Origin of the sequence: Streptomyces cirratus (assembly GCF_014650775.1) — a bacterium.
Lineage (GTDB): Bacteria > Actinomycetota > Actinomycetes > Streptomycetales > Streptomycetaceae > Streptomyces > Streptomyces cirratus.
Map to the genome: position 1 here is coordinate 932425 of NZ_BMVP01000001.1, position 20391 is coordinate 952815.

The 20391-nt window shown below is 72.8% G+C and carries 15 protein-coding genes and 3 tRNA genes; 5 read left to right on the forward strand and 13 right to left on the reverse strand.

What is annotated here, in order from left to right:
• Positions 1–16: 16 nt before the first annotated feature.
• Together IE207_RS04215 and IE207_RS04220 are read left to right on the forward strand one after the other, a co-directional pair.
• On the forward strand, positions 17–625 hold the full coding sequence (locus IE207_RS04215; protein ID WP_190182591.1) for a bifunctional DNA primase/polymerase: 609 nt from the start codon (positions 17–19) through the stop codon (positions 623–625).
• Positions 616–689, forward strand: a tRNA-Lys gene (locus tag IE207_RS04220). The genes IE207_RS04215 and IE207_RS04220 overlap by 10 nt, the downstream gene beginning before the upstream one ends.
• A gap of 68 nt (positions 690–757) precedes the next feature.
• On the opposite strand, the gene IE207_RS04225 is transcribed toward IE207_RS04220, so the two are convergent.
• A complete protein-coding gene (locus IE207_RS04225; RefSeq protein ID WP_190182592.1) occupies positions 758–1993 on the reverse strand; it encodes a M6 family metalloprotease domain-containing protein in 1236 nt (411 codons plus the stop codon).
• Between the two features lie 321 nt (positions 1994–2314).
• On the opposite strand from IE207_RS04225, the gene IE207_RS04230 reads away from it, so the two are divergent.
• The gene (locus IE207_RS04230; RefSeq protein ID WP_190182788.1) at positions 2315–4222 is read left to right on the forward strand and encodes a putative bifunctional diguanylate cyclase/phosphodiesterase; all 1908 of its coding nucleotides are present in this window, start codon (positions 2315–2317) and stop codon (positions 4220–4222) included.
• Between the two features lie 83 nt (positions 4223–4305).
• Here IE207_RS04230 and IE207_RS04235 read toward each other — a convergent pair whose 3' ends face one another.
• Together IE207_RS04235 and IE207_RS04240 are read right to left on the reverse strand one after the other, a co-directional pair.
• Entirely contained in the window at positions 4306–6009 is a 1704-nt protein-coding gene (locus IE207_RS04235; protein WP_190182593.1) for a glycosyl hydrolase family 18 protein, read from the reverse strand.
• Between the two features lie 254 nt (positions 6010–6263).
• Positions 6264–7397: an LLM class flavin-dependent oxidoreductase gene (locus IE207_RS04240; RefSeq protein ID WP_229873297.1), complete on the reverse strand. Its 1134-nt coding sequence runs from the start codon at positions 7395–7397 to the stop codon at positions 6264–6266.
• A 312-nt stretch (positions 7398–7709) separates the two neighbouring features.
• Here IE207_RS04240 and IE207_RS04245 point away from each other — a divergent pair, with 312 nt between their 5' ends.
• Positions 7710–8468, forward strand: a complete 759-nt coding sequence (locus IE207_RS04245) for an IclR family transcriptional regulator (protein ID WP_190182595.1) — start codon at positions 7710–7712, stop codon at positions 8466–8468.
• A gap of 99 nt (positions 8469–8567) precedes the next feature.
• Here the strand turns inward: IE207_RS04245 and IE207_RS04250 are convergent.
• The 6 genes from IE207_RS04250 to IE207_RS04275 form a co-directional block, all read right to left on the reverse strand.
• Positions 8568–8641 (reverse strand) — tRNA-Lys (locus IE207_RS04250).
• Between the two features lie 64 nt (positions 8642–8705).
• On the reverse strand, positions 8706–9389 hold the full coding sequence (locus IE207_RS04255) for a hypothetical protein (protein ID WP_190182596.1): 684 nt from the start codon (positions 9387–9389) through the stop codon (positions 8706–8708).
• Positions 9390–9449: 60 nt separating this feature from the next.
• Entirely contained in the window at positions 9450–11120 is a 1671-nt protein-coding gene (locus IE207_RS04260) for an AMP-binding protein (protein WP_190182597.1), read from the reverse strand.
• Between the two features lie 26 nt (positions 11121–11146).
• The gene (locus IE207_RS04265) at positions 11147–11752 is read right to left on the reverse strand and encodes a lytic polysaccharide monooxygenase auxiliary activity family 9 protein (RefSeq protein WP_229873299.1); all 606 of its coding nucleotides are present in this window, start codon (positions 11750–11752) and stop codon (positions 11147–11149) included.
• A 211-nt stretch (positions 11753–11963) separates the two neighbouring features.
• Positions 11964–13277, reverse strand: a complete 1314-nt coding sequence (locus tag IE207_RS04270) for an SPFH domain-containing protein (RefSeq protein ID WP_229873301.1) — start codon at positions 13275–13277, stop codon at positions 11964–11966.
• A gap of 1943 nt (positions 13278–15220) precedes the next feature.
• Positions 15221–16579, reverse strand: coding sequence for a peptidoglycan-binding protein (locus tag IE207_RS04275; RefSeq protein WP_190182791.1), 1359 nt, complete (start codon positions 16577–16579; stop codon positions 15221–15223).
• A gap of 234 nt (positions 16580–16813) precedes the next feature.
• On the opposite strand from IE207_RS04275, the gene IE207_RS04280 reads away from it, so the two are divergent.
• Positions 16814–16887 (forward strand) — tRNA-Lys (locus IE207_RS04280).
• 67 nt (positions 16888–16954) lie between these two features.
• Here IE207_RS04280 and IE207_RS04285 read toward each other — a convergent pair.
• The 4 genes from IE207_RS04285 to IE207_RS04300 form a co-directional block, all read right to left on the reverse strand.
• Positions 16955–17623: a class F sortase gene (locus IE207_RS04285; RefSeq protein WP_190182598.1), complete on the reverse strand. Its 669-nt coding sequence runs from the start codon at positions 17621–17623 to the stop codon at positions 16955–16957.
• Between the two features lie 10 nt (positions 17624–17633).
• A complete protein-coding gene (locus IE207_RS04290; protein ID WP_190182599.1) occupies positions 17634–18239 on the reverse strand; it encodes a hypothetical protein in 606 nt (201 codons plus the stop codon).
• A 151-nt stretch (positions 18240–18390) separates the two neighbouring features.
• Positions 18391–19170: an HAD-IIA family hydrolase gene (locus tag IE207_RS04295; protein ID WP_190182600.1), complete on the reverse strand. Its 780-nt coding sequence runs from the start codon at positions 19168–19170 to the stop codon at positions 18391–18393.
• Positions 19171–19311: 141 nt separating this feature from the next.
• Positions 19312–20391: a 2-aminoethylphosphonate ABC transporter substrate-binding protein gene (locus IE207_RS04300; protein WP_190182601.1), complete on the reverse strand. Its 1080-nt coding sequence runs from the start codon at positions 20389–20391 to the stop codon at positions 19312–19314.

Below are 20391 nucleotides of genomic sequence, written 5' to 3' on the forward strand. Positions count from 1 at the left end.
GCGGTAGACCTGGGGCATGACGACCCTGACCGGCTGCCCCGCTCCCGCCCTCGACGTCCGCCCCGAGCCCGCAACCCAGGTCACCCACGAGGGCGCCGCCTGGCTCGCCTCCGCGTGCACCCACCCGCGCAGCGCCCTCACGGTGTGGGAGGAGCGGCCCGCCGCCCCGGCGGTGCTGCCCTGCGGGGTCGCCTTCGACGTCGTCAACGTCCCGCTCGTGCTCGGCCGGCGGATGCTCGACCTGCTCTGGGCCGAGGGTCCCGGCTGCGGGCCCGCCGCCGTGCACCGCGGCCGGATGCTGCTCTTCGCCGCCCCCGGCACGGCGCAGCGGCTGCCCGCCCTGCTCGCCTGGGTGGGGGAACCCCCGACGAAGCCGGGGGGAGGGTGGAGCGCGGACGCGGCGGCCCCGATCTGTCACGGGCCGGGCGACGCCGTCACCGTTCCGCCGCTCCTCGCGGTGGCCGGACCCTCGCGCTGGCTGGTGGCACCGGACTCCCGGCGGCCCCGGCTGCCCGGGCCCGACACGCTGCTGTGGGCGTTCTTGCACGCCGCCCGCCTGCAGGTATCGATTTTTCGTTCCGCCGATCGGGATGCTAATGTCTACGACGTCAGCAGGCGCCGCTAGCTCAGTTGGTTAGAGCAGCTGACTCTTAATCAGCGGGTCCGGGGTTCGAGTCCCTGGCGGCGCACAGACGGAAGAAGGCCCCCACGCGAGTGGGGGCCTTCTTCGTGTGCCCGGACGGCCGCTCCCGGGTCCCTATGTCGTGATCTTGACCGTGTAGGCGCCCGAGGGCGTCCGGTCCGCCACCTCGATGCGGATCCGTTCTCCCGGCACCGTGAACGCCTCGCCCACCTCCAGCGGGGCGTCCGCCAGCGGCGGGTAGACCGAGCGGTCCCAGCAGGCCTCCGTGCGCGGGTGGCCGTCCATCACCTCGATCGGGCCGCCGCCCGAGGCCGCCTCGTTGCGGACCCGGTAGACCAGTACGCCCTCGGTGCAGGTGTCCGCGTCGTTGCCGGCGGAGCCGCGGGCCTCGACGGCGATGGCGCTGCCCGGGCCGGTGCGCACCACCGCGAGCCGGGTCCCGCCGGAACCGCCCCTCGGGACCCCCTCGGCGATCGGCTGGAGGGTGTGCAGGGAGGTGCCCGAGGGCACGCAGTCCACCTGGGAGGCGTCGAGCCAGCCCAGCTTCCACTTGTGCCAGGCGAACAGGTCCGGCGCCATCCCGAACTGGCTGCCCATGACGTCCCAGTCCCCGACGTACGTGTCCCAGTCGCCCTTGCCGTCCGTCGGCCGGTGGTAGAGGTCGGGCAGGTCGAAGACGTGCCCGGTCTCGTGCGCCAGGACGTTGCGGTCCGGCGGGTGCCGCTCGAAGACGGTCACGATCCGCCGCAGCTGCGTGCCGTCGGCGACGAGGGGCCGGTCGAAGTTGACGACCTTGGTGGCGTCCGAGTCCACTCCGGGCGCGTTGGGGTCGGCGACGAAGTACACGACGTCGTACTGGCTGAAATCGACCGAGGGGTCGGCGGCCGCGACCGCGTCCCGCAGGTAGGCCGCGCGGGCCTCGGGCGCCCAGTCGCGCTGCATCCCGTACGCGGTGGACGGCCTGGGCATCGCGACCCACTGCTTCTGCGGATGCGGAACCAGCCGGAAGCGCCCGTAGGAGGCGCGCTCGAAGAACTCGCTGGTGGCGGGGAAGTAGTCAGCCGTCAGCTGCTGCGGGGTGACGGCGGCGCGGTGGTCGGGGAAGGAGAGGAAGACCATGACCGCGTGCAGGGTGCGGACGGGTCTGGGGTAGGCGCGGTTCCAGGTGTCCAGGCCGAGGGAGTGGTGGGCGGCCGTGCGGGTCAGGGCGCAGGGGCCCGCGCCGGACGCGGCGGCCGCGGGGGTGGCGACGAGCGACATGGCGGCGACCGCGGCCATGGAGGTGAGAACCGCCGCGGCACTTCGGATGCCGGGATGGTCCACTCCCCCGGGTGTCTGCTGGGGCGGCACATCGACCTCCGGTGGTGGATTCGTACCATCTCGTCCACCTTGAGGCGATTGTCTTACTTATGCCCTGTTCCGGTGCCCCACATGAGTGAGCAGTAGGGCAAGTCGGTGACCCCCGGACTTCACGGCACTGCCTACGGACCGTCACGACCGGTCACCGGAGATCAATGACGGGCTCCGCATGCTCACAGCCGCGCAGAAACGATCACCCGTGGTCAGGCCGACGAACCGTCATCACGGCGTCATCCCACCGAAGTAGGTCCGTCCGCCCGGCGACGCCGCTGGATAGGGCCGTCCGGCAGCCTCTATGATCGGCACACTTTCCTGCACGGACACTCACGAGCACTGCGGGAGCCAACGGTGAGCGGAACCTCAGAGGGAACCGGTTCGGCGGCCGACAGCATCCGATCGGCCATTACGGAGCGTCACCCAGCAGTGCCGGCCCTGCCGGGCATGTCGAGCGAGCCGGAGGTCGCGTCGATGGCCTCGCCCACCCGGCCCGCCCCGGGAGCACGCGACTTCCGGGCCGCCTTCGACGCGGCGCACCTCGCGATGGCCGTGGTCGACCGCGAGGGCTACGTCGTCGCCGCCAACAAGGCCCTCGCCGCCCTGCTGGGCGCCGACCCGCACGAACTCGTCGAGCGGGCCGCGGCGGAGCTGGTCGACCTGGCGGCGGAGGCCCGGACCTGGCACGCGTACCAGGAGGTGCTCCGCGGGCGCCAGGCGCGACTGCGCTGCACCCGCCGGCTCAAGCACCCCGACGGGCACTCGCTGTGGACCGAGGTGACGTTGGGGCCCGTACCCGGAACCCGGGACGTCCTGTTGTCCGTTGCCGACATCAGCGACCGCCGCGACCTCCAGGCCCGGCTGCGCCACCTCCAGATGCACGACCCCGTCACCCGGCTGCCCAACCGGGCGCTGTTCTTCGAGCGGCTCTCCGCCGCCCTGGAGGCCGCCTCGTACGAGGACGGCGGCACGGGCCGGATCGGCCTGTGCTACCTGGACCTCGACGGCTTCAAGGCGGTCAACGACACCCTCGGCCACCGCGTCGGCGACCGGCTGCTGACCGCGGTCGCGGCCCGGTTGACGCAGTGCGCCGACCAGTCCGGCTACGGGCGCACCAGCGGGCACCTGGTGGCCCGGCTCGGCGGCGACGAGTTCGCACTGCTGGTCGAGGACTCCACCGGCACGGAGCAGCTCGCGGAGCTGGCCCGCAGCGTACTGACCGCCGTACAGGAGCCGTTCGACCTGGCCGGGCAGCGGCTGTCGGTGTCGGCGTCCATCGGCGTGGTGGAACGGGCCGCCGCCGGGACCTCGGCGACCGGCCTGATGCAGGCCGCGGACACGACCCTGTACTGGGCGAAGGCGGACGGCAAGGCCCGCTGGACCCTGTTCGACCCGGAACGCAACGCGCACCGCATGACCCGTCAGGCGCTCTCGTCCACGCTGCGGCCGGCCGTGGAGCGGGGCGAGTTCGAGCTGGAGTACCAGCCGCTGGTGGACTTGGAGAGCGGCGCGGTGCGCGGGGTGGAGGCGCTGGTGCGCTGGAACCACCCGCAGTTCGGGACGTTGACGCCGAATCGGTTCATCGGAATTGCGGAAGAAGACGGCTCGATCGTCCAGCTGGGTCAATGGGTGCTGCGGACCGCCTGCCGGCAGGCGCGGCGCTGGCAGATCGAGCAGCCCAGCGACTCGCCGGTGTTCGTGTCGGTGAACGTCGCGGTGCGGCAGGTGTGGGACTCGGACCTGGTGGGTGACGTCGCGGAGATCCTCGCCGAGACGGGCCTCGCCCCGCAGCTGCTCCAGCTGGAGCTGACGGAGTCGGCGGTCATGGGTTCGGCGGGACGGCCGTTGCAGGCGCTCCAGGCGCTGAGCGACATGGGCGTACGGATCGCCATCGACGACTTCGGCACCGGGTACTCCAACCTCGCCTACCTCAGCCGGCTGCCGGTGTCGGTGCTCAAGCTGGACGGCTCCTTCGTGCGCGGTTTCCGCTACGAGGAGGGCGCCCACCCCAACCCGGCCGACGAGACCATCGTCGAGGCGCTGGTGCAGCTGGCGCACCGGCTGGGCCTGACGGTGACGGCGGAGTGCGTGGAGACGGCCGGCCAGGCGGCCCGCCTGCGCCGCGTCGGCTGCGACACCGGCCAGGGCTGGCTCTACTCCCGCGCGGTGGCCCCGGAACGCATCGCGGAGATGATCGGCACCCGCCCCGAGGGCACCGGCCCCTGACGGACCGGCGCCGCGCACGCCTGCGCCCCGCACCCCTGGCTGGGGTCGGGACGCAGGGCCGCTCGGCGCGGGGTGGGGGGAGATCAGCAGGCGCCGAGGTCCTTCCAGACACCCCATTCACCGGTGGTGCCGGGCTCCTCGTTCTGCGTCCACCACTGGGCCTTCCACTTGTGGCCCTTGTGCGAGACCTCGTTGCCGCCGGTGTAGACCGTGCCCGCGGCGTAGGCGGGGGCGGTGCAGCCCGTCGTGGGCGTGGCGGTGGGGGTCGGCGTCGCCGTCGCGGTGGGCGTGGGGGTGGGCGTGGGGGTCGCGGTCGGGGTGACCGGGGGCTGGGTGGAGCCGCCGAGGGCGGTGGAGATCTGGTTCAGCAGCGTGGTCTTGTCGTCCAGGCCGAGCAGGGAGTACATCATCGCGCCGGCCAGACCGCGCTGCTTGCCGTAGTCGACCCGGGCCTGGATCGACTTCTGGTTGAGGCCGGTGAAGAACTCGCCGTCCTTGTAGAAGTACGAGGCCTTCGCCTGGTCGTCCCAGAAGGTGACCGCCGGGTTGTCGACGATCCCGCCGAGCTCCTTGTAGTTGGCGATGCCCGCCTGCTGGCTGGTGGGCCGGGCGGCGGAGGGACCGGTCGCCGTCTGGGCGAGGCCGCCCGCGGCTCCGGCGGGGACGCCCTTCCAGCCGCGGTAGTAGAACTCGTAGCCGAGCGTCAGCTTGTTGGCGGGGAAGCCGCCCGCGATGCCGTAGGCCGGGTTGCCGTCGAGCCAGGAGTCGATGGCGTTCTTGATGCTGTACTTCTCGGTGCCCGGCGCGATGGGGTCGGTCGGGTCGGCCGCCGAGGGGTAGAGCGGGGACTGGTGGTACGTCGGCCCGTCGCCGTCCCAGGCGCCGTGCATGTCGTAGGTCATGATGTTCGCGTAGTCGAGGTACGCGCCGATCTTGTCCGTCTCGATGTACTTGATCTTGTCCTGGCCGGCCGGGAGCGCCGAGGTCAGCAGGTACTTCTTGCCGCCGTTGGCCTGGCCGTAGGCGTCGAGCTGGGTACGGAACTCCTTGAGCAGCAGCGTGAAGTTCTGCTTGTCCTCGGGGGCGTAGTGGTTGCCGAGGTGGCCGCCCGCCGAACCGGGGTACTCCCAGTCGATGTCGATCCCGTCGAAGATCCCGGCCGCGCTGCCCGGGCCGCCGTAGCCGCCCTCGACCGGCAGATTGCCCTTGATGTACTGGTCGATGCAGGAGGAGACGAGCTTCTTGCGGGAGGCGTCGGTCTTCGCCGCGTCGCTGAAGTACTTCGAGTACGTCCAGCCGCCGATCGAAATGTTGATCTTGAGGTTCGGGTACTTCGCCTTGAGCTGCTTGAACTGGTTGAAGACGCCGACGATCGGCTGGTCCCACTTGTCGGCGACCCCGCTGACGCTGTCCGCCGCGCCGAACGACTTCTGGTAGTCGGCGTAGGAGTCGCCCGCCCCGTCACCGGCGCCGGCGTTGTTGTCGTCGCCCGCCGCCTTGTTGGCCTCGAAACAGGTGAGGTCGGTGGGGTGGATGTTGCCGAACGAGTAGTTGATGACGTCCAGCTTGCCCGCTATGCCGCGGGTGTCGAGGTGCTTGGGGTAGAAGGCGTTCCCGTACACGCTCCACTGGTCGTAGTAGGCGATCTTGACGTTGCCCGCGGCCGCCGCGGTGGTGCCGGCGGCGCCCGCGGCCTGTGCGGTGCCGAGTCCCGCGAAGGTGGCCAGCGCTCCGGCTGCCAGCGCGGCCGTGGCGGCGGCCGCGATGAGGGGTTTACGGATGTGCATGAACTGACTCCGTGGGGGTGGGAGGGGATGCGTCAGCTTCGGGTGAGAGAAGTGATAGCGATCACCCGATGCCCCAGTCAATGGTTTGGACCAAACAAGGACTAGACCACTCGGCGGTCAAACTCGCTCGTCAGAGCCCTGGGCGCATACGGGAAACCGCCCGCCACCCCTGGTGACGAGCGGTTTAAGACTCCCCTAAGCCACACTCCCGCAAGGTTTCGGCAACGAACCAGCCGAACCCCGTTCTCCCGGACTCAAGCCGGAAGCGAGCCCTCCACGGGCATCCCGTACGCATCTGCTACGAGAGCGTAGGAGCGCAACCGGGCTGCTCCGCCGTGGGCGTTGGCCGTCAGCATCAGCTCGTCCGCCCCCGTCCGCGCGACCAGCGCGTCGAGCCCGGAACGCACCTCATCGGGCGTGCCGTGCACGATGTTCGCCGTCCAGCCGTCCACGAACTCCCGCTCCAGCGGCGAGAACGGGTACGCGGCCGCCTCCTCGGGCGTCGGGACGAGACCGGGCCGGCCGGAGCGCAGCCGGAGCATCGACAGCGCGCCCGTCAACACCTGGGCCCGCGCCTCCTCCTCGGTGTCCGCGGCCAGCGCCGAGACCCCGATGACGGCGTACGGGGCGTCCAGCACCGCCGAGGGGCGGAAGCTCTGCCGGTACAGGTCGAGCGCGGGCAGCGTCCCGGCCGCCGAGAAGTGGTGGGCGTACGCGAAGGGCAGGCCCAGCTCGCCGGCGAGGCGGGCGCTGAACCCGGAGGAGCCGAGCAGCCACACCGGTGGCCGCCCGACGGGACCCTGCACCGGCCCCGGTACGGCATGGACCCGTGCGTAGGGGTGCCCGTCGGGGAAGCTGTCGTCCAGGAAGCGGACCAACTCCCCGAGGCGGCGCGGGAACTCGTCGTGCGCCTCCTCCGCCCGCGCGGGCCCGCGCAATGCGGCCGCCGTGCCGGGGTCGGTTCCGGGGGCGCGGCCGAGGCCGAGGTCGATCCGGCCCGGGGCGAAGGCCTCCAGGGTCCCGAACTGCTCGGCGACGGTCAGCGGGGCGTGGTTGGGCAGCATGACGCCGCCCGATCCGAGCCGGATCCGGGAGGTGTGGGCGGCGAGGTGGGCCAGGATCACCGCCGGGGAGGAGCTGGCCACTCCGGGCATGGAGTGGTGCTCGGCGACCCAGTGGCGGTGGTAGCCGCGGGACTCCGCCAGGCGGGAGATCGCCACGCTGGTGCGCAGCGACTCGTACGCGGTGCTGCCGGACCCGACGGTGACGAGGTCCAGCACCGACAGCGGCACCGGCGCCCGGCCCCGAGCCCGCCCGCGAACGGGGTCCGCGGGGTCGGCGCCTGCTTCCGCGCCCGCCCGCGCGCCCGGCACCTCCCCCGTACTCACGTTCGGGCTCCCGGCCGCGTCTGCACCCTTCCCCGCGTCCCTCGCGTCCCCGGCGTCACTCATCGTCGCTCCCGTCCCATGCCGCTCTCCTTCACGTCCGTACGAAGAATTCGAACCATGGGCCGAGGCCGGGCATTCCCGGCAGACCGGGAAGATGTTCATACCGAGGACTTGCCATAGGCATATGCCACTCGGATACCTGCTGGCGAAGCGACTTGATTGAGCCATCAATCTCATCAACAGGCGCTCCGGATGGGCCTCTTGATGGCTATCGTGGTAGGGCAAGCGGTAACAACCTGGTAGGGGGAAACCGTGGCGCTGAAGCCCGAGCCGACCGCGCCGTTCCACTCGGTGCAGTACGCGCTTCGCGTACTCGAAACGATCGCGCGCCACACCGGTGGCGTGACGGACGCACAGATCGGACGTGAGACCGGCCTGCCCGCGGCCCACCTCGCGCCCATGCTCCTCATGCTGCGCCGGGAGGGGTACGTCCTGCAGGTGTCCGACGGCGCCTACGCCATAGGGGACTCACTGGTCCTGCTCGGCTCGGGGAGCGACCGGAAACAGGCGCTGCAGGAGAAGCTCCAGGAGACCCTGGACCGACTGCGGGACTCGGTCGGCGCGGCGGTCTACATCAGCCGGTACGTGGACGGCGAGGTCCGCATCACGCAGTTCGCGGACAGCCCCCGCACCCCGAAGGTGCACGAGTGGGTCGACTTCCGCTCGGCGGCGCACGCCAGCGCGGTCGGCAAGTGCCTGCTCACCCAGCTCGACCAGAACGGGCGCCGTGACCACCTGGCCCGGCACAAGATCGCCCGGCTCACCTCGAAGACGATCGTGAACGAGCGGATCCTGTTCTCGAAGCTCGACAGCCAGCCGGCCACCGTCCCGGTACTCGACCTCCAGGAATACGCCGTCGGCACCGTCTGCGCAGCGGTCCCGATCACCGCCGGGGCCTCCGTCGGCTGCCTGGCCCTGTCGATGCCGGTCGAGCACGCGCACCGCCTGCGGGCCGCCGCGGACGCGCTGAACCGGAAGGCCGCGCCGCTGCTGCTGTCGCTCACCCTGTGACGGGCGGGACGTGGAGGCCGGGGGCGTGAAGGCCGGGGCGTGAGGCCGGAAAACACTTCGGGCGGTTCCCGGTGAACCGGGAACCGCCCGAAGTACAGGTGCGCCGCCAGGGACTCGAACCCCGGACCCGCTGATTAAGAGTCAGCTGCTCTAACCAACTGAGCTAGCGGCGCCTGACAGAGAAAATACTACCTGGTCCCGTGGGGTGCTCAAAACCACTACCGGCGCCTCAGGCGATCACCAGGTGGTGCTGACCTTGACCTCGCGCTCGGTCCGCACCCCGACCGTGCCCCGGTCCCCGAAGACCTCCTGGCGCCAGGCGCCGAAGACCCGGGCGACGCGGCGGGCGTCCTCACCCTCGCCCTTGCCGACCGCCCCGGTGGAGAACGTGATCCAGGCCTCGGTGTTGTGGGCCGTCTTGCGGATCCGCACCTGGGTGACGCTGCCCGCGGGCATGAAGGTGTCCTCCTCCGTGCGGTGGCGGGCGTAGTACTCGTTGAAGTCGCGGGTCATGTCGTACCAGCCGTCGACCACCTGGCAGGCCGGCGCGCCGTCGGTGGGCGGCCCGGGAGTCCCGCCGTCCTGGTCGGTCGGCGGGTTCGGCGGGCCTGCCGTGTCCTCCTCGGTGGGGATGTCCGGGGTGCGGCCCGTTTCCTCTTCCGTGGGGATGTTCGGGGTGGTCCCCGTCTCCTCCTCGGTCGGGATGTTCGGCGTGGTCGCCGTCTCCTCCTCCGTGGGGAGGTTGGGCGGACCGCCCGTCTCCTCCTCCGTGGGGAGGTTGGGCGCGCAGGTCGGCGGGGCCGGGTCGGCGGACGGGGAGGCGGTGCCCGCCACGCGCGTGCCGCATGCCGCGAGCAGCACGCACAGCGCCCCGGCCACCACCGACCGGCCGACCGCGGCCGTCGTCGTCCTCGCCTTCATCGCACCACCCCCCTTGTCGCCTTTCTCCTTCAAGACGGGCGGCCGCCCCGGTCGGTTGCCTCAGCGGTCCAGGAGGTCCCGGCGGCCCCGGGTCTCGTACGCCGCGAGCAGCGCGCGCAGGCCTTCCTCGTCGAGGCGGCGGTAGCCGTCGGCGCCGGGCGGGCGCCACCAGACCGGTTCGGGCACGAGGAAACCCGCGCGGCGCAGGGCGACCCGGTGGACCTTGTTCGTCGCCGTCACCGGCAGTGCGTCGAGGACGCGGACGTAACGCGGGGCCATCTTCGTACCGAGGTCGGGCTGGGCCGCGAGGAAGGCCTCGAACGCGCGCGGGTCGAAGGCCGCGCCCCCGCGCAGGGCCAGGGCTGCCATCACCTGGTCCCCCGCGACCTCGTCGGGGACCGCGTACACGGCGGCCGCCGAGGCCTCGGGCCAGCGTGCCAGGATGTTCTCGATCACCGCCGCCGCCAGGTTCTCGCTGTCGACCCGCAGCCGGTCGTCGGTGCGGCCCGCGAAGTAGAGGAAGCCCTCCGGGTCGCGGAAGAAGAGGTCCCCGGTCCAGTACCAGCCGTCGCGGGTGCGGGCCGCCTCGGCTTCGGGGTTTCGCCAGTAGCCCTCGAAGAGGCTGCGGCCCCGGTTGACCAGCTCGCCGATGGCCTCCTCCCCGTTGAGGAGGCGGCCCCGCCCGTCCAGTCGGGCCGGCGGGCACTCCTTGCCCGTCTCCGGGTCGATGACGGCGAGGTCGTCCCCGGGTGCGGCCCGGCCCAGGGCGCCCGCCGGGGTGCCGGGGGTCCGCTGGACGGAGGCGCCGCCCTCGGTCGCCCCGTAGCCCTCCACCAGCCGGACCCCGAACCGCTCGGCGAAGCGGGCCGCGTCGACCGCTCCGGCCTCGGTGCCGAAGCCCAGGCGAAGGGTGTGGTCACGGTCGTCGGGGCGGGGCTCGGTGGCGAGGAGGTACTGGACGGCCCGGCCGACGTAGGTGAAGTACGTCGCCCCGTGGGCCCGTACGTCGTCGAGGAACGCGGTGGCCGAAAACCGGCGGCGCAGCGCGACCGAGGCGCCCCCGGCGAGGGCGGGCAGCCAGTCGGCGATGACGGCGTTGCCGTGGAAGAGCGGCATGCAGATGTAGTGGACGTCGTCCGGGGTGACCCGGAAGGTGCGGGCCAGGGAGGCTCCGGCGGCGGCCAGCCGGCCCTGGCGGCACACGGCGGCCTTCGGGGCGCCGGTGGAGCCGGAGGTGAAGTAGAGGAGGAGGCGGGAGCCGGGGCCAGGACCGGAGCCGAGGACCGCCTCGCCCGGGGTGGCGGTGGCGAAGGGGGCGAGGAGGGCGGCGTACTCCTCGCTCCCGGTCACGAGGATCCGTACGCCGGGCAGGTCGAGGCCGCGCAGCAGGGGAAGGTGGGCGGGTTCGGTGACCAGGATCCGGCATTCGGTGTGCAGGATGTCGCGGGCCAGTTCGGGGCCGCGCCGGGTGGGGTTGATCCCGGCGACGGCGGCCCCCGCGAGGGCCGCCGCGCCGAGCCAGAACGGGAACTCCGGGGTGTTGTCGAGCAGCACGCCGATGTGCGGCTCCGCCCCCGGCGGCAAGAGGTCGACGAGCAGCGCGGCGCGTGCGGCGGTCGCCCGGGCGCTCTGGTGGTGGGTGAGGACGGTGCTCTCGTACCTCAGCCCGGGCCGGTGGTCGCCCCATTGGCGCGCTATGAGCTCCGCGACGGTTTCGGGTGTCGTCCGCATGCCGCCGGAGGTTAGCTGACGAGACGTCAGAATTGAACGTCGGAGCAGGCGTAGAAGGCCATCGGGGTGTCGTTGACCGTCCAGACCGCGAGGATCATGTGACGGCCGGTCTTCCCGCTCGGCATGGTGCCCTGGTGGACGGTGGTCATGGCGGGGCGGGCGCCGTTGTAGGCGACGGTGAGGAAGGGCTGGGGGTCGAGCGAGGCCCGGGTGAGGGGCTTCTTGGGGTCCCAGCCGTTCTTGGTGACGTAGTACTTGAAGTCGGTGGTGGAGTGGTTGGCGGTGAACTGCCACCGGAAGGAATAGCTCTGGCCGCTGCTCACGGCGGTGGCGGGCCAGGCGCCGCCGCGCGGGTCGTCGAGCTGGGCGAACTCACTGTGGCCGCCGGAGCATATCTGGCCGTCGGCGGGGCCGGCCGCGGGGAAGCCCTTGTAGCCCTCGACGCTCTGCGGCTCCCACTGGATGGGGCCGCAGTCGGGGACGGTCTTGTTGGCGCAGAGCTTCTGGCGGCTGATGGGGGTGTCGGTGTAGCCGTGGCCGCTGGCGGTGGGGGCGCCGGCGAAGGTGACGGTGGCCAGGACGCCGAGACCGAGCGCGGCGGCGGACCGTTTGGGCATGCGGAGGAGACGCATGATGCTCCTTGGACGTGGGGGGAGTCGGGCGGGAGAGCGTGCGCACGCGGTGGGGATGGCGTTCGGGTCGTGCGGGTTGTGCGGGTTGTGCGGGTGCAGGTCTAGACCAAGTTCCAGGTTATTGACGGGAGTTGGCCATGTCCATACCAAACGGGGAACGGGTGGTCCGGTCACAACCGGCCACCCGTTCCGTGGTGATGTCCTGTGTTTGTTACTGGTCGGCTCGCCCGGTGTAGAAGGCGACGGTCAGGTCCTTCACCAGGGCCTTGCGCTCGTAGTCGTCCAGTTCGACGATCCCGCGCGAGGTGAGCCGGTGGACGGTGTCGTCGACGGCGTCCACGACCGAGCTCAGGACGGTGTCCCGGTGTTTGGCGTCGATCGCCGCGACCCGGCGGCGGCGCATCGCCTCGGCGACCTCGGGGGCGTACTCGATGCGGGTGGGCTGGGCGGAGAAAACCTCGATCCCGACGGCCTCGGTTTCGGCCGCCACCATCCGGGTCAGCGCGTCACCGACCGCCTCGGCGTCGCGCAGGGTGGGGGCGTCCTCGTGGAAGGCGTCGGCCGGGAGCCGGGACAGGACCCGGGCCATGGCCGATTCCACCTGCTCGGCGAGGTACGCGGTGTGGTCGGCCACGGCGAAGGTGGCCCGGGCGGTGTCCTTGACCTGCCAGACCACCTGGACGACGACCCGGAGGGCGAGGCCGCCGGCGTCGACGGCGGGCATGGGCTCGCTGCGCCAGTGGCGCAGCCGTACGTCGACCCGGCGGCGCAGCAGGAGCGGGCTGACCCAGGTGAGGCCGGTCCGCCGGACGGTGCCGCGGTAGCGGCCGAAGAGGGTGAGCACCCAGGCGTGCCCCGCTTTGGCGCGGCCGAGTCCGCCGAGGGCGAGCAGGGCCACGATGCCGAGGAAGGCGAGCGGGGGCCAGGAGGTGGCGGGCAGGCCGTGGTAGGCGCGGGGGGGCATGCCGAAGGCGACGGCGAGGACGTCGGGGGTGGCGCCGGCCCGCCAGAGCACTGCCGTGCAGCCGGTGAGGGCGAGCGCGCCGATGCCGACGGCGCACCAGCCGGGCAGGACGGGGCCGCGGTGCTCGCGGAGGCCGTCGTCGCCCCGGGGGACGCGGCGGCCGGCGGTGGCCGGCTTGGCGGCCGGGGGCGCGGGGGGCTGCCGGCGGGGGTGCGGGGCCGGAAGGGCCTGGCCGAGGAACGGCAGGTGTACGGGGACCTCGGTGACGGCGGTCCCGCGTACGGGTTCGGGGGCGGGTTCGGGGGCGGGGCCCTCTTTGACCCCGGGGTCCATCACCCGCGCGACGGCCCGGGCCACGAGATCGGCGACGGGCCGGTGCCGTTGCCCGGCGGCGGCCTGCCCCCGGGCGGCCGGAATCCCCTCGGGATGCGACCTTGCCCCACCGTCTCCGCGGCCCCCCTCCCCGCCGAGCCGGTCGTGCCGCTCGTGCCGCTCGGGGGCTGCGCCGTCCTGCGGCGCCGGGGCCGGGTGCGGGGTCCCGGTGGGGGCAGGAGCTTGCATCCGGCCGGAACCCGAGGCCGACTCCGCCACCGAGCCGATTCCGGGACCCGCGACGGCAGTGGCCCCGACCGGAGCCGACGCCGAAGCCTGCGTCCGAGCAGGCACAGCGCCCGCCTGCACGACCGGCGCGGAGCCGGTTTCGGGACCCGCGACGGCAGTGGCCCCGACCGGGGACTGCGCCGAAGCCTGCGTCCGAGCAGGCACAGCGCCCGCCTGCGCGACCGGCGCGGAGCCGGTTTCGGGACCCGCGACGGCAGTGGCCCCGACCGGAGCCGACGCCGAAGCCTGCGTCCGAGCAGGCACAGCGCCCGCCTGCGGCACCGGCACCGAGCCGGTTCCGGGATTCGCGAAGGCAGTGGCCCCGGCCGGGGACTGCGCCCGAGCAGTCACCGCAACCGCCTGCGGCACCGGCACCGACATCGGCGCCGGCGCTGGGGCCGAGCCGGTTCCAGCGCCCGCGACGGCAGTCGCCCCGGCCGGGGCCGGCGCCGAAGCCTGCGTCCGAGCAGGGACCGCGACAGCCTGCGGCACCGGCGCCGGCGCTGGCGCCGAGCCGGTTCCAGCGCCCGCGACGGCAGGGGCCCCGACCCGGGACTGCGCCCGAGTAGGCACCGCAACCGCCTGCGGCACCGGCGCCGGGCCGGTTCCGGGACCCGCGTCCGGAGTCGGGCCGGGGTTCAGGACCGGGGCCGGCGCCTGAGAGGGGGCCACCGCCTCGCTAGGGGCCGGAGACGCGGTCGTGGCCGCAGCCTCCCCCCGGGCCGGGGGTGCCGCCGATGCTGCGCCCGTAGCCGGGAACTGATGCGAAGCCACCGCCGGGACCGATGCCGAGGCAGCCGCCCCGGCAGACGACGGGCCCGACTCCTGGGACCGCCTCGGGAATCCGGCCGCAGCCTCCGCCGCGGAGAAGGCAGCCGCCCCGGCAGAAGACCCGCCCGAGTCCCGCGGGGCGGCGACCGCAGCCGGTACCTCGGATCGGGCTGGCGATGCAGACCAAGCTGGGGCCGTAGCCGAAGCCTTGGGCGGAGCCGATTCCGAGGAGGGCGCCGAAGCGGCCGTCAGAGCCGCCAACGGGCCCGCGGACTGGGGCGGAGTCACCGTCCCGGCAGAAGGGCCCGCCTGCGAGGAAGGGCTGAGGGGGGCCGCAGTCGGACCCGTGGCTTCCATCTGGGCCGGGTCCTGCGACGGGGCCCCTGCCGGGGCCGGAGGCGAAGCCATCCCGGCCGAGGCCGTCCGGGCCGGAGCCGGCCCCGGGCTGTCCGCCGGAGCCGGGACCGGGACAGGGACCGGAACCACCGCCGGTACCTCCGCCCGGGCCGGGAACGGGGTCACCGCGCGGTCCGGAGACGCGGGCCAGGCCGGGGCCTGAGCGTAAGGAGCCGCAACGGGGGCCGCTCCCCGCGCCCCGGCCGAGGCCGCAGCCGCCGCCCCGGCAGAGGGCCGACCCGGCTGCACGGACGAGCCGTCGGGCGCGGCCGCCCCCGAGGCCGAGCGCGGCGTCTCAGCCGGACCGGCTGGAACCGCCGTCCGGGCCGACGGTGCGGACCAGACCGGAGCCGAGTCCGCTGCCCGGGCCCGGGCAGGGCTCAGGTCCGGGCACTCCCCCGGCACCGGGCCCGGCGTCCAGGTCGGGGCCGAGGCCGAGGCCGCTGCCGAAGCCGCCACCGGATCCTCCGCCCGGGCCGGGAACGGGCCCAGATTCGGGCACTCCCCCGGCACCGCGGCCGAGGCGGATGCCGAAGCCGCCGCCGGATCCTCCGCCCGGGCCCCGGCCGGGGTCAGGCCCGGGCACTCCCCCAGGGCGGGGCCCGGGAGCGGGACCGGTGTCGGGCGGTGGGTGGTCCAGCGGCCCGGGCGCGGGGGGCGGGCGGGGCGGGTGGCCGGCGGGACGGGGAAGGTGCCCGTCGTGGTCGTGGTGCGCGTGGGGTACATCGTTGCCTCCGTCATGCGAACAGCCGGCGCCAGGTTTCCGGGCCCGGATAACCGTTGGCCAACGCCCCGCGCCAGCCCTGCGCGCGCTGGAAGGCCTCGACGTTGCGCCGGTCGGCCTCGCTCCACACGGAGCCCGGCCCGGACGTGTAGTACTTGCCGAACCCCTTCGCCATCAGCTGCCGGCTCAGCGCGGCGATCGCCGGGCCGGACCGCCCCGGCCGGAACGCCCCCGGTCCGGGGTACGCGGGGTGCCCGCCGGGCCCCGGCGCGGCATCCGGTGTCGGCACGATGTCGTTGCCCTGCCCCTCGACCAGCAGCCGCCACGTGTGCGCACCCGGGATGCCGTCGGCTTCGGCGCCCGTCCAGCCCTGCGCCTTCTGGAAGGCCTGCGTCGCCAGCCGGTCGGACTCGCTCCACTTGGTGCTCGGACCCTTGGGGTAGAAGCGCCGCCCGCCCCGGTCGATCAGCATCCGGCCCAGGCGCGCCACGTACTCGTTGTTCGCACCCGGCCCGAACATCTTCGCCCCGGGGAACGCGGACGGAGCCGTCGGCTTCGGGTCGGTGCCCGGGCCGTCCGGCAGGATCCCGCCCGTCACACCGGTGAAGCGGTACGGGAGGTACTTCGTCGCGTTGCTCCAGTACCCGTAGGGCGTGGCCAGCTTGCGCGTCGTCGGGCGGGTCTGCTCGTAGGCGATGTAGCTCGTGCGGGTCTCGTCGACCCAGCCGCCGAAGAGGGTGACGTGCGAGCCGTTGTTGGGATCGGAGGGGTTGTGGAAGAGGAGCATGTCCCCCGGCAGCAGCTCCTCCTTGGTGATCTTCTTCGCGAACTTGTCGAGGCTGCCGGTCCATTCGTTCGTGCCGAGGTTCCAGGCCATGGAGACGAAGCCCGAGCAGTCCTGCCGATAGCCGTCCGACCAGTAGTCGGACATGCTGTACGGGACCTGCTCCTCCAGCCACACCTTCGCCCGGTTGATGATCGTCGACCGGTCGATCCGCCTCACCGTCGCGGGCGCCCCCGGCCGGCCCGGCGGCTTGGCCGGTGATCCCTTCGGCCCGTGCAGTGGCGCCGGTCCGCCCTGCGGAGACCCGGGCCCGTCCGACGGGGGCCTCGGCGGCGTCGGCGTCACCGGGACCGGGCTCGGGCCCGGCGCGGGGCGAGCCGTCGCCAGCGCGGTCGTGCCGCCACCGCTCAGCACCACACCCGCCGCGGTGGCCAGCACCAGCGCGTGGCGGGCGCCGCGCGCGCCCAGGGGCCCGCCGTCGCGAAGCGCTATGGCCCGCCCGCGGGCGAGGGTGCGGCGCCGGTGCACACAGCCCAGGCAGACACAGTCGCCCGCGGGCTCGTACTCCTCGAAGACCGGCATCGGCATCGGCACCGATGGCGCCGTCTGCACATGCACCGGAGGCTGCGTCGTCATGCGTCCGTCCACTCCCCTTGCTCGTCCACTCGTCCGGCCGCGCACGTATCTGGCGGGGCATCAGATTCGGCTCGGCCCAGACATATCGTGCACGATAAACCCCCCAAACATGGGTTAATCGGACAACGCGGGCGCGGCTGGTCATGAGCACCCCCGCAGGTGGGGTAGAGTTTTCCCTGTCAGCAAGCGCCGCTAGCTCAGTTGGTTAGAGCAGCTGACTCTTAATCAGCGGGTCCGGGGTTCGAGTCCCTGGCGGCGCACAGACGGGAGAAACCCCCGCAGCGAAAGCTGCGGGGGTTTCTTCGTTCCGGACCGGACGGCGGTCCCTCACACCGCCGTACCGGGTCCGCCCTTCACGCCCGTCAGGTAGGCGGCGACCACCACGTTCGCCGAGTACTGCTTGGCCTTCTTGTCGTACGTACCGCCGCAGGTCACCAGCCGCAGCTCGGCGCGGCCGGGCACCTTGGGGCCGTACGCCTTCCCCGGGTCGAAGCCCGCGCGCTCGTAGACCCGTACGTCCTCGATCGTGAACTCGGCCACCGAGCCGTCCGACCGGACCACGCCGACCTTTTCCCCCCGCTGCACCGTGCTCAGCCCGTAGAACACCGCCGGTTTCGAGCGCGTGTCCACGTGGCCGACCAGCAGGGCGGTCCCGGCCCTGCCCGGCTGCGTGCCGCCGCTCCACCAGCCGACCGTGCCCGGGTTCTCGTACGGGGGCGGCTCGATCGCCCCCTCGCGGTCCAGGCCGCGCGAGATCACCGGCGCCTGGATGCCCAGGGACGGCACGTCCAGCCGCGCGGGCGGGGCCGCCGCCAGCGGGGAGTGCACCGCGGGCAGGCCGGGAACCACGGCCCCGCTGCCGCCCGCCTGACCCGCGGGCGCGGCGGGAACTCCGGTGATCTCCCGCCCCCACAGCCACAGCCCGAACACCAGCACGGTCCACGCGGCGAAGATCAGCAACCGGGAGCCGCCGGAGCCGCGGGGCTCCTCGTTCACCGGCGGGCCCTCACTCGCCGCTGCGACGGCGGCGCAGCGCCAGCGCCCTGCCCGCGACGGCGAGGGTGGCCACGCCGGCGAGGACGGCGCCGATCACGGTCTGGGGCAGCCCCGGGCCGTCGCCGCCGTGGTTCTTCTTCGTGGGCGCGGCCAGCTCCGTCGTCCTCGCGGCGACGTCGGCGGCCATCGCGCCGCCGCCCGCGTGGACCGGCCAGACGGGCGAGTGGTGCGGATCGGGGTGGTGGCGCCGCTCCTGGATCCGGATGGAGCCGCTGACCCGGTCGTCGCGCCCGTCGCACTTGACGCGGATCTCGTGCGAGCCGGGCTGGGCGTGCGAGGCGATGAGCGCGTCGCCCCACAGGGCGTGGCGGTCGTCGTGGCCGGAGGACAGGTGGACCTCGGAGACGAAGACGGAGGACCTGGCGGACGCCCAGCCCCCGTCGCAGCCCCGCACCTCCAGCTTGACCAGGTCACCGGGCTCGGCGGGGTCCGGCCTGACCGAGACGCCGCCGCGACCCCAGTCCTCGGCGACGGCTGCGGGTGCGGTCACGGCGGTCAGGGCCGTCAGGGCGACGGCCACCCCGGTGGCACGGAGAGCGATCAGAGCACTGCGCATGGTGAACCTCCTCAACAAGGAGATTCACGCGCGGCGCGCCGCTCCGCATCCGGAGCGGCGCACCCTTGGACCGTACGAGTCAGCCGTACGCACCAAGGGACCACCGGCCGAGGGGCGGCCGAGGGGCGGCCGAGGGCCGCGCCGGATCGATTTACACCAGATCGATCAGATCGGCGATGGAGTCGACCGTCTTGGTGGGGCGGTAGGGGAACTTCTCGGTGTCCTCGATCGCGGTCAGGCCGGTCAGTACGAGGAAGGTCTGCATGCCCGCCTCAAGGCCGGCCAGTACGTCGGTGTCCATCCGGTCGCCGATCATGGCGCTGCTCTCGGAGTGCGCGCCGATGGTGTTCAGGCCGGTCCGCATCATCAGCGGGTTGGGCTTGCCCGCGAAGTAGGGCTGCTTGCCGGTCGCCTTGGTGATCAGCGCGGCGACGGCGCCGGTGGCGGGCAGCGGGCCCTCGACGGAGGGGCCGGTCTCGTCCGGGTTGGTGCAGATGAAGCGGGCGCCGCCGTTGATCAGGCGGACGGCCTTGGTCATCGCCTCGAAGCTGTACGTACGGGTCTCGCCGAGGACCACGTAGTCGGGCTCGTGGTCGGTCAGGATGTAGCCGATGTCGTGCAGGGCGGTCGTCAGACCGGCTTCGCCGATGACGTACGCCGTGCCTTCCGGGCGCTGGTCGTCGAGGAACTTGGCGGTGGCGAGCGCCGAGGTCCAGATGTTCTCGACGGGGACGTGCAGGCCCATCCGGTTGAGGCGGGCGTGCAGGTCGCGCGGGGTGTAGATGGAGTTGTTGGTCAGGACCAGGAAGGGCTTGCCGGACTCGCGCAGCCGCTTGATGAACGCATCGGCGCCCGGGATCGGGGTTCCTTCGTGGATGAGGACGCCGTCCATGTCGGTGAGCCAGGATTCGATCGGCTTGCGCTCTGCCACGGGACTGTTCTCCGCTCTGCGGGGCCTCTGACCTCGGGTGCTGGTCACCGCCACCCTATCCGGCACGGGCCGTGGGCGCGGAGGGCGTCCACGGCCCGGACAGGGAGTCCTTGCCGGTCGCGGGTGACCGGGAGGGACCGGTCAGCTGCCGGTTGCCGACTTCCACGCGTCGACGTAGGCGGAGAGGTTCTTGTCGATGTCCGCCCAGTCCGGCTCGAAGACCTCGACGCCCGTCATGAGCTTGGCGAGTTCCACGGCGTTGGCGTCGGTGGGCTTGACGTCGGTACGGGCCGGGAAGCCGCCGCCGACCTCGCTGACCAGCTTCTGGGCGTCCTCGCTGAGCAGGTAGTCGAGGAGCTTCCTGGCGTTCTCGGTGTGCGGGGCCTTGTCGACCAGACCGGCCGCGTACGGCAGGGCGAAGCTGGTGGGCTTGCCGCCGTCCTTGGCCGGGAACCAGATGCCGAGGTTCGGCATGGACTTGGACTGCGCGTAGTTCATCTGCACGTCGCCGTTGGCCACGAGCAGCTCGCCCTTGTCGGTCTTGGGCGCGAGCTTGCTGGTCGAGGACGAGGGGCCGACGTTGTTGGCCTGGAGCTTCCTCAGGTACTCCATCGCCGGCTCCTTGCCGCCGAAGTCGTGCATCGCTTTGACGAGGACGGCGGTGCCGTCGCCCGCGACGCCCGGGGTGGAGTACTGGAGCTTGCCCTTGTACCTGGCGTCGAGCAGCTCCTCCCACGTCTTGGGGGCCTCGGGCAGCTCCTTCTTGTCGTAGACGAAGCCGAAGTAGTTGTTCACGACCGAGGTCCACTTGCCGTCGGGGGCCTTGTCGCCGCCCTTGACCTTGTCGGAGCCCTGCGGCTTGTACGCCTGGAGCAGACCCTTGCCGTCGGCCTGCTGGATGAAGGGCGGCAGGGTGACGAGGACGTCCGCCTGGGTGTTGGTCTTCTCGCGGAGCGCGCGCTGCACCATCTCGCCCGAACCGCCTTCGACGTACTTGACCTCGATGCCGGTCTTCTTGGTGAAGTCGGCGAAGACCCTGTCGTACCAGCCGTCGCCCTTGTCGCTCTTGAGGCCGTCGGCGCTGTAGACGGTGACGGTCTTCGCGCCGTCGTCGGAGTCGGCGGAGGAGGCGGAGCCGCCGCAGGCCGTGAGGGAGGCGGCGAGGGCGAGGCTGCCGGTGAGGGCGGCGGCGGTGCGCAGGGGCATGCGGGATCTGGGCAT

Excerpts from the sequence above, each read along its gene's own strand:
- IE207_RS04265 (WP_229873299.1), bottom strand. The coding sequence starts at position 11,752 with ATGCGTCTCCTCCGCATGCCCAAACGGTCCGCCGCCGCGCTCGGTCTC.
- IE207_RS04260 (WP_190182597.1), bottom strand. The coding sequence starts at position 11,120 with ATGCGGACGACACCCGAAACCGTCGCGGAGCTCATAGCGCGCCAATGG.
- IE207_RS04255 (WP_190182596.1), bottom strand. The coding sequence starts at position 9,389 with ATGAAGGCGAGGACGACGACGGCCGCGGTCGGCCGGTCGGTGGTGGCC.
- IE207_RS04270 (WP_229873301.1), bottom strand. The coding sequence starts at position 13,277 with ATGCAAGCTCCTGCCCCCACCGGGACCCCGCACCCGGCCCCGGCGCCG.
- IE207_RS04215 (WP_190182591.1), top strand. The coding sequence starts at position 17 with ATGACGACCCTGACCGGCTGCCCCGCTCCCGCCCTCGACGTCCGCCCC.
- IE207_RS04290 (WP_190182599.1), bottom strand. The coding sequence starts at position 18,239 with ATGCGCAGTGCTCTGATCGCTCTCCGTGCCACCGGGGTGGCCGTCGCC.
- IE207_RS04275 (WP_190182791.1), bottom strand. The coding sequence starts at position 16,579 with ATGCCGATGCCGGTCTTCGAGGAGTACGAGCCCGCGGGCGACTGTGTC.
- IE207_RS04300 (WP_190182601.1), bottom strand. The coding sequence starts at position 20,391 with ATGCCCAGATCCCGCATGCCCCTGCGCACCGCCGCCGCCCTCACCGGC.
- IE207_RS04235 (WP_190182593.1), bottom strand. The coding sequence starts at position 6,009 with ATGCACATCCGTAAACCCCTCATCGCGGCCGCCGCCACGGCCGCGCTG.